Source organism: Curtobacterium sp. B8 (assembly GCF_000333315.1).
GTDB classification, from domain to species: domain Bacteria; phylum Actinomycetota; class Actinomycetes; order Actinomycetales; family Microbacteriaceae; genus Curtobacterium; species Curtobacterium luteum.
In genome coordinates, this window is record NZ_BACW01000063.1 from 1 (window position 1) to 8,743 (window position 8,743).

Annotated in this window: 8 protein-coding genes and 1 pseudogene; 1 reads left to right on the forward strand and 8 read right to left on the reverse strand. The window is 72.8% G+C overall.

The genetic code is table 11. The annotated features are described in order from the left end of the window. The 7 genes and pseudogenes from I59_RS18900 to I59_RS23280 form a co-directional block, all read right to left on the reverse strand. Positions 1-180, reverse strand: a 180-nt coding sequence (locus tag I59_RS18900) for a hypothetical protein (RefSeq protein ID WP_042726367.1), incomplete at its 3' end; no start/stop codon positions are given. Continuing rightward, on the reverse strand, positions 177-929 hold the full coding sequence (tatC, locus tag I59_RS01770) for a twin-arginine translocase subunit TatC (RefSeq protein WP_022902404.1): 753 nt from the start codon (positions 927-929) through the stop codon (positions 177-179). The genes I59_RS18900 and tatC, both read right to left, overlap by 4 nt. Before the next feature lie 251 nt (positions 930-1,180). Further along, positions 1,181-2,152 (reverse strand): YafY family protein, encoded by a 972-nt coding sequence (locus tag I59_RS01775; RefSeq protein ID WP_022902405.1) that lies wholly within the window; start codon positions 2,150-2,152, stop codon positions 1,181-1,183. After that, a complete protein-coding gene (locus tag I59_RS01780) occupies positions 2,145-3,167 on the reverse strand; it encodes a YafY family protein (RefSeq protein ID WP_031272422.1) in 1,023 nt (340 codons plus the stop codon). Before I59_RS01780 ends, I59_RS01775 begins: the two co-directional genes overlap by 8 nt. Before the next feature lie 71 nt (positions 3,168-3,238). After that, positions 3,239-4,171, reverse strand: a complete 933-nt coding sequence (locus I59_RS01785; RefSeq protein ID WP_022902407.1) for an FKBP-type peptidyl-prolyl cis-trans isomerase — start codon at positions 4,169-4,171, stop codon at positions 3,239-3,241. A 10-nt stretch (positions 4,172-4,181) separates the two neighbouring features. Next, positions 4,182-5,252: a tRNA (adenine-N1)-methyltransferase gene (locus I59_RS23275; RefSeq protein ID WP_042726368.1), complete on the reverse strand. Its 1,071-nt coding sequence runs from the start codon at positions 5,250-5,252 to the stop codon at positions 4,182-4,184. Between the two features lie 339 nt (positions 5,253-5,591). Further along, positions 5,592-6,332: pseudogene (locus I59_RS23280) on the reverse strand (HAD family hydrolase); the annotation flags it as partial. On the opposite strand from I59_RS23280, the gene I59_RS01800 reads away from it, so the two are divergent. Next, positions 6,326-7,246, forward strand: coding sequence for a proteasome assembly chaperone family protein (locus tag I59_RS01800; protein ID WP_022902409.1), 921 nt, complete (start codon positions 6,326-6,328; stop codon positions 7,244-7,246). The pseudogene I59_RS23280 and the gene I59_RS01800 sit on opposite strands and share 7 nt — an antisense overlap. Positions 7,247-7,477: 231 nt before the next feature. On the opposite strand, the gene mshC is transcribed toward I59_RS01800, so the two are convergent. Further along, complete coding sequence (gene mshC, locus I59_RS01805) at positions 7,478-8,659, reverse strand: cysteine--1-D-myo-inosityl 2-amino-2-deoxy-alpha-D-glucopyranoside ligase (protein WP_022902410.1); 1,182 nt, start codon at positions 8,657-8,659, stop codon at positions 7,478-7,480. Positions 8,660-8,743 lie beyond the last annotated feature (84 nt).

Genomic DNA, 8,743 nt, shown 5'->3' on the forward strand with positions numbered 1-8,743 from the left:
CGCGCCGGCCGGGGCCGCCACCAGGACGCTCCGGCCCTGGTCGATGGCGCCGCACGCGGCGAACTGGAACGGGTCCAGGTCGAAGCGCAGGTCGGACCGGAACAGCTCGAGGTTGCGCGAGCGGTTCCGGACCTTCCCCGCCGCGTAGCGCTCGGCGGGCCTGAGGTCCGTGTTCGTCACAGTCCGTACTCTTCGTCCAGCTTCGCCTGCCGCTTCGCCATGCGTCGATCATGCACCCACGCCACTGCGCACGATGCGATGTAGAGCACCACCATCGGGACGGCGAGCAGGAACATCGAGATGACGTCGGCCGAGGGCGTCACCATCGCGCAGAACACCAGGATGCAGAGGATCGCCACGCGCCACGACTTGATGATCGCGGACGCGGAGAGCACGCCGACGAAGTTCAGCAGCACCAGGAAGACGGGCAGCACGAACGCGATGCCGACCGCCACGATGAGCTTGATGACGAAGTTGTAGTAGGCCTTCGCGTCGACGATCGAGGTGTCCTGGGTCGACACGAAGCTGCCGAGGATCTGCACCACGTGCGGCAGGATGTACCACCCGAACCAGCAGCCGGCGAAGAACAGCGGGATGGCGGTGCCGAGGAACCCGAAGACGTACTGCTTCTCACGACGCACCAGCGCGGGCACGATGAACGCCCATATCTGGTAGAGCCACACCGGGCTCGAGATCACGATGCCGATGGTGATCGCGATCTGCAGCTTGAGGTCGAACGCGCCCGTGATCATCGGGAAGTTGAGCTCCGCGGTGTGCCCACCGATCTCGGCGAGCTGCGTGACCGGCTGCCGGAGCGCGTCGAGCACGAAGGGCGTCAGGAACCAGCCCCCGATCGCGCACACCACCACCGCGATGACCGCGCGGAAGAGGCGGTTGCGCAGCTCGATGAGGTGCTGCCCGAGCGACATGCGACCCTCGGCGTCCTTCTTCGGACGCCCGGGCCGCTTCGCTCGCCCGCTTGCGGTCGTCGAAGCCATGCGCCGATCTTACGGGACCCGACCGACACCGCACGCCGTGTGCGTGCGCTCGCACAGGCGGCCTGGAGGCACGGTGCGGGGCCGCCACGCGCCTCCCGGCCGGTGGGTTGTGACGGCGGCACCGACGCAGGCGGGCGTTCCCACGCGTCGCGCCTGCGACGGGATGGTCGGCCGCTCGGTGCTCAGGCCTCCGCGAGTGCGGCGGCGGCGAAGTCGCGGATCGCCGCCCGCGCTGCCGGCGGATCGAGCACCACGGCACGACCGGGCAACCCCGCGACGAGCCGCACAACTCCGTCGAACCCGTTCGACGCCGCGAGTCGGATCCGGACCCGACCGTCCGCATCGGGCAGGTCGGCGGTGTCCGCGAGGAAGTCCGCCACGAGCGGCAGCGACGACGAGTCGAGCTCGACCGTGACGATGACGTCCTCGCGGGACTGCTGGAACAGCGTGTCGGGGATCGCCACGTCCGCCGCAGTGGTCGTGACCGCGCGCTCCTCGATCTGCACGGCGGACATCCGGTCGAGCCGGAACGTCCGGAGCGCCTGCCGGTCGAGGTCCCACGCGCGCAGGTACCAGTCCGTGTCGATCGACTCGACGCGGAGCGGGTCGACCCGGCGCGTGCCGCCCTGGGTCCGGGGGCCGGCGTAGTCGAACACGAGCCCGCGCCCTTCGGCCATCGCACGGCGGATCGTCGCGAGGGTGGCGTCGTGGAGGTCCTGTCCGACGGCCACGGTCGAGGCGGCACCGCCGGCGCCGCGCGACAGCTTGGCCATGAGCGCACGGATGGCGTCGCGGTCGGCGGCCTCCGGGAGCGCCGACAGGTACTGCAGCCCCGCGATGAGCGCCGAGGCCTCACGGGCGGACAGCCGGGGCGAGTCGTCGATCGCGACGAGGTTCGTCAGCACGATCATGTCGTTCTGGTCGAAGTCGTCCCACGCGATGTCGAACAGGTCGCCGTGCTGGTACTGCATGGTCTCGCCGGGCACCCCGGACACCGCGATGAGCTCGACGGCCCGGCGGATCCGGGCTTCCGGTACCCCGAAGTGCCGCGCGGCCTCGGCCACCGAGACCCGCTCACGGTCGATGAGGTACGGCACGAGGGCGAGCAGGAACGCGAGCTTGTCCTGCGCCTGGAGCGGCTGCTGCTCAACCACGGACGTCCCCCTCGTGGTCGGCGACGAGCGCTCGGAGCCGGGCGGTCACCCGGTCGCGGAGGTCGTCGGGTTCGAGCACGCGGACCTCGGGCCCGAAGGCAGCGAGTTCCTCGGCGAGGATCTGCGGATCGACGTGGTGGAGCACGAGCGTGCCGTCGGGTTCGGTCGCGGTGTCGCGGCGACGGGAGAGCCGGCGCTCGGCGTCCGACCCCGGCACCACGTGGATGCGTGCGGTGCGGGTCGCCCAGATGCGGTCGAGCTCGGCGAGGGTCCGCTCCGCCGCGCCGGCCGGGGCCGGGTGTCGGCCGACCTCGTACTGGGTCACGGGGCCGACGATGCGCGACAGCAGGTAGTTCTTGTCGGAATCCGTCGCGAACTCGTGCGCCGCGAGCATCCACCGCCCGCCGTGCTGCACGAGGGCGAGCGGCGCGAGCTCGCGGCGGCGGGCCTCGTGCTGCCCGGGCGTGATGTAGTCGAAGCGCACCGCCGCGGCCCGGTCGAGCGCCGAACGGAGCGGTTCGAAGGCGGCGTCACGGGCGCGGAGCCGCGGCGCGTAGGCGTCCATCCCGAGCACGCCGGAGGTTGCGTCGTCCTCGGCGCCGGCCGACCGGACCTTCAGCAGCGCGCGGCGTGAGTCGGCGGACAGCGCGCCCTCGCGCCACGCCATCGCCGCGAGGGTCAGCAGCGCCGACTCGTCCGGCGTGAACCGGACGTCGAGGGGCAGGTCGTACTCGCCCTTCGGGATGCGGTACCGGAGTGTCTGGTTGTTGCCCGCCGCGCCGGGGGTCTCGATCGTCTCGAGCGGGATCCCGAGGTCGCGCACGTCGTCCTTGTCGCGCTCGAACTGGCGCTCGAGCGAGGCGTTGTCCCCGCCCTGGGTCCACCGCTGCCGGTAGCCCTGGACGTTCGCCAGGATCTCGGCCTTCGTCAGCCCGGACTCCGTGGACAGCAGCGCGAGCACCAGGCTGAACAGCCGCTCCTCGGCAGGCACACGGGCAACTCGGGACGCTGGCACAGGCCGATCCTACGGCAGCGCGGGTGCACCGGAGTGCACCCGCGCCGGGGTCCGTGGACGGTGCTCGCGGGTCAGCGCGGCATCGCTCCGAGGAGGTCGATCACGTAGACGTCGGTCGAGCCCTGGTTGTGCACGACGGCGAGCACCTGGTCGCCGACGCGGTGTCCGACGATGGCGTTGCGGACGCCGTCGATGACCTGGCCCTTGGCGAGGGGCACGGCCTGCGCGCCCGAGCCGTCCGTCCAGCTCGACCCGGTGACCGACGGGTCCGAGCTCCAGGTCACGGCGGTGTACTTGATGATCGCCGTGTCCTTCGCGGTGAGCTTCGTGCCCGAGCCCTTGCGCAGCAGGTGCAGCTCGTCGGACTTCGGGGCGTCCCACGACGGGATGGTGATGCCGGGCGCTCCGGACGGCGCGAGCACGACGGCGGGCATGCCGTCGCCGGCGAGCTGCGGGGTGCCGGTCGCCCGGGAGTCGAACGCGCGCTTGACGTCGATGACGGCGATGACGGCGTCCTCGGCCTTGGAGCTCGACGACGAGCCCGCGGTGCCGGACGAGCTGCTCAGCGCGCTCTTCGGCAGCGCGACGGCGAGGCGGTCGCCGACGTGGGCGCACTCGACGGCCTCGCCGAGCGCGCCGTAGTTCGCGGCTCCGGCCGTGATCGGGGCGGTCGTGCCGGAGTAGCCGCTCGTCTGGGCGACCTTGCCGGTCTCGCCGTCGACGACCGTGTACTCGATCAGGACGGGCGTGCCGTCCTCGACCTCGCGCCCGGCGCCCTCCTTGAGCACCGACACCTGGGTGCCCTTCGTGGTGAGCCCGGCGGGGACGGAGACCTTCGGCTCCTCGCCGAACGCGCCGGTCGCCGTCACGGCCTCGGACGCGGCACCCGGACGGTCACAGCTCGACGGGGTCGTCCCGGCGCCGCTCGCAGCGCACGCCGTCAGCGACGCGGCGAGTCCGAGGGTGACCAGGAGCGCGGGGATGGTTCGATGCAGGACGGGCACGGTCGGTACTCTACCGGTCGTCCCCACGGGCCCCGGACGCGTCGTCCGCAGCCGGGGCACCGTCCCCAGCGTCGGACGCGGCTTCCGCGGCCGCGACCCGCCGGGCCTGCGCCGCCGCCTGCCGGGCGACCTTCCGGAGCTTCTTGTCGCTCGCGCTGCGCTCCCCCACCGCGCCGGGCGTCCAAGCCTCGACGTCCTCGTCCGAGAACTCCGCCTTGCCCGCGCGGCGCTTGAGGTTCGGCAGCACGACGCCGTCGGCGAGGCGCCGGGCGGTGACGAGGAACCCGGTGTGCCCCACCATGCGGTGGTCCGGGCGCACGGCGAGGCCCTCGACGTGCCACGTCCGCACGAGCGTCTCGCTCGGCATCGGGTCCGTGAAGCGCCCGGTGTCGCGCAGGGCCTCGGCGGTGCGGGAGAGCTGGGTGACGGTCGCCACGTAGCAGACGATGAGGCCGCCGGGGACGAGGGCGTCGGCGGCCGCGTCGACGCACTCCCACGGTGCGAGCATGTCGAGGACCACGCGGTCGACGCTCTGCGGCTCGGTGGCCTCGGGCAGCGCCTCGACGAGGTCGCCCACGGTCACGGACCAGTTGTCCGGGACGGCGCCCAGGAACGTCCCGACGTTGCCGCGGGCGATCGCCGCGAACTCCTCGCGGCGCTCGAACGACTGCAGCCGGCCGGTCGGACCGATCGCGCGGAGCAGGAAGAGCGAGAGCGCGCCCGACCCGACGCCCGCCTCGACGACGCGCGCGCCCGGGAAGACGTCGGCGAACGCGACGATCTGCGCGGCGTCCTTCGGGTAGACGATCGCCGCACCGCGCGGCATCGACATCACGTAGTCGTTGAGGAGCGGCCGCAGGGCGAGGTACTCGTCGCCGGTGGTCGCGCGGATGACGGAGCCGTCGGGCTGGCCGATGACGTCGTCGTGCTTCAGGACTCCGCGGTGGGTGTGGTACTCCCCGCCGGTCTCGAGCGAGAGCGTCGTCAGCTTGCCCTTCGGACCGGTCAGCTGCACGCGGTCGCCGGAGCGAAAGGGGCCCCGCGGCGGCGTGTGCGGGGCACCGCCGGCGGTGTGCGGCAGCGACGCTGCCGCGTCGTCCGGACAGGAGGCGCGGATCGCCGCCGCCTCGTCGCCGACGTGGTCGAAGTCGCTCCCCGGGCACCGTCTTCGGTCACCGCGGGGTCCGGGGGCACCTGCACCGTGCCGCTCCCCACCCGGCACGGCCTGCCCACCGCTGGCGCGTCGGTCAGGAACCGGCGGCGTGGGCCCGGGCTGCTGGTCGGACCCGGCGGCGCGCGCGGCGAGCGCCGGCGTCGTCAACTCGACCAGGCGGTCGACGTCGACGCCGTCGAGGGTCGTCAGGTGGACGTCGCCACCGGCGATGTCGTCCAGCGGCACGATGTGCTCGACCGCGATCGTGACGGCGCCGGAGGCGACGGCCGACGCGACACCCGTGGCGGAGTCCTCGATCGCGACGCAGGCGGTCGGCTCGACGCCGAGCTGGGCGGCGGCCGACAGGTACGCGTCCGGGAACGGCTTCGGGCGCTCGACGTCGTCGCCGGCGACGACGACGCGGAAGCCGCGCGCGCCGAGGGCGTCGGCGGCGACCAGGGCCATCGACCGACGCGACATCGTGACGAGGGCGGTCGGGATGCCGCGGTCGTGCAGCTCCTCGACGAGCTCGCGTGCACCGGGCCGCCACGGCAGGTCGTCGTGACGGAGGCGGTCCGACACGTACTCGGTCATCCAGAGGACGATCTCCTCGACCTCCATGTCGACGCCACGGTCGCGGAGGATCTCGCCGGAGCGCTCGAGCCCGGAGCCGACGAGCGACAGGCCGTCCTCGTGCGTCCAGGTCGCACCGAAGCGTTGGGTCAGCTCGACCTGGGACTGCTGCCAGATCGGTTCCGTGTCGATGATCGTGCCGTCCATGTCCCACAGCACGGCTGCGGGCAGGACTCGGTCGGGGCGCTGGGCGGTCACGGGCGACGAGTCTACCGGGCGGTGCCCGGGGTCCCGGGCCGCCCGGCGTTCCGCTGCGGGCGGATTGCTGCTCGGCGGGGCGCAGGACGGGCCTACAGTGGTTGCCTGGTCAACGTCCCACGCGCGCGGTCCGCACGAGCGGCCCACGCCATCTCCAGGAGGTCCGCTCCGTGCCACAGCACTCCCCCTTCAGCGACGGCCGACTCCTCGTCGTCGCGTTCGAGGGCTGGAACGACGCGGGCGAGGCCGCGAGCGGTCTGGCCCGGCGGATCGTCGACGCGCTCGAGCTCGACGAGCTCCGCGAGATCGACGGGGAGCGCTACGTCGACTACCAGTTCAACCGTCCCACGGTCGGCTCGGACGACGACGGCACCCGCGGCATCCAGTGGCCCCGCATCGTCCTGCACGGCCCCGGGGCGGACGGGCGACCCGTCGTCGGTGCGACCGGCTCCGAGAGCGAGCGGGACGTCTACGTGCTCGTCGGGCCCGAGCCCTCGCGGACCTGGCGGGCGTTCTGCGCCGAGGTGATCGACCTCATCGACGTGTACTCGATCGACGCCGTCGTGTTCGTCGGCGCGATGCTCGCCGACGTGCCGCACACCCGGCCGATCTCGGTCTTCGTGTCGAGCGAGAACGCGGGCGTCCGCGCCGCGTTCGACGTCGACAAGTCGTCGTACGAGGGGCCGACGGGCATCCTCGGGGTGCTCGCCGACGCCGTCGACAAGGCCGGCCTCACGACCCTGTCGCTCTGGGCCTCGGTGCCGCACTACGTGCACAACTCCCCGTCGCCGAAGGCCACCCTGTCGCTGCTCGACAAGATCGAGGAGCTCACGAACGTCACCGTTCCCCCGGGCTCCTTGCTCGACGACGCGACGGAGTGGGAGGAGGGCATCGACGCCCTCGCTGCAGACGACGAGGACATGGCGAGCTACATCGGGCAGCTCGAGCAGGCGCGGGACACGGTGGACTCGCCCGAGGCGTCGGGTGACGCGATCGCGCAGGAGTTCGAGCAGTACCTCCGCCGGCGGGAGCGCAAGGACGGCGGGACCGCGGGCGGCGAGGGCTTCCGGCCGCCGCAGCCGCCGCAGTAGGGCGACGCGGCGCGGGCACGGCGCGCTCGGACCCGGCCGTGCCGCCGGTCACGACTCCCCGCTCAGGTCCGTCGAGCGGTCAGGAACGGTCGCTCAGCCCGCCCTGGACCGACGGTTCGTGACCGACCGCCGGCATCCGCGCGGGGTGGGCGCCGAACACCAGGGAGCACGAGCACGGGCACGAGCGCGAACACACGCACCCGCACGCCGGACCGCCCGGCAGCCCGCGGATCAGCCCAGGCGGATGCCGAGCAGGGCGTCGATGACGTCGACGAGCTCGGGCGTCGCCGCCGTCCCGCCCGCGAGCGCCGTGTCGACCGCGGCGACCGCACCCGGCGTGTCGAGGTCGTCGGCGACGCGGGCGCGGATGCGTGCGATGACGTCCGCTGCGTCGTCGGCGTGTGACGGCGCTCCCTCGGACCATGCGTCCCACGACGCCAGCCGCGTGGTGGCCGACTCGAGCTCGGCGGGGAACCACTCCCAGTCGTCGGAGTACTTGTGCGACAGGAGCGCGAGGCGGATGGCGCGCGGGTCGGCACCGTCGTCGAGGAGCCCTCGTACGGTGACCAGGTTGCCGAGTGACTTCGAGATCTTCTCGCCCTGGTAGGCGATCATGCCCGTGTGGACGTAGGCGTTCGCGAGCGGCTGGTGCGCGAGCGCAGCGGCGTGCCCGGCGCTCATCTCGTGGTGCGGGAAGACCAGGTCGCTCCCGCCACCCTGCACGCTGATCGGCAGACCCAGCTTGTCGCCGGCGATCACGCTGCACTCGATGTGCCACCCCGGACGGCCCGGGCCGAGTTCGGTGTCCCAGCTGGGCTCGCCGTCACGTGCGGCACGCCAGAGCAGCGGGTCGAGCGGATCGCGCTTGCCCGGACGTTCCGGGTCGCCGCCGCGCTCCGCCGAGAGGGCGAGCATGGTCTCGCGGTCGAGGCGGCTCTCGTCGCCGAGCGCCCAGGCCTCGGTCGGACGGTTGACGTCGAAGTAGACGTCGTCGCCATCGGAGTCGTCGGTCGGCACGTCGTAGGCGTACCCGGTCTCCTGCAGGAACGCCACGGCCTCGGCGACCCGGTCGACCTCGTCGGTGACGGCCACGTAGTCGTCCGGCGGGAGGATCCGCAGCGCCTCCATGTCCCGTCGGAAGAGGTCGATCTGCGACGCGGCGAGCTCGCGCCAGTCGACGCCGTCGCGTGCCGCGCGCTCGAGCAACGGGTCGTCGACGTCGGTCGTGTTCTGCGCGTAGTCGACGTCGAGACCGGCGTCCCGCCAGGCGCGGACGAGCGTGTCGAACGCGAGGTACGTCGCGGCGTGCCCGAGGTGGGTGGCGTCGTACGGGGTGATGCCGCAGACGTACAACGCGGCGCGCTCCTCACCTCGCGTCGGGTCGACGGGCTTGCCCGCAGCCGTGTCGTGCACGACCGGGCGCGGACCGTTGCCGGGGACGGACGGGAAGACGGGGGGCCTGCCAGGCCCTCACGGCTGGATCACACCAAGCGACAG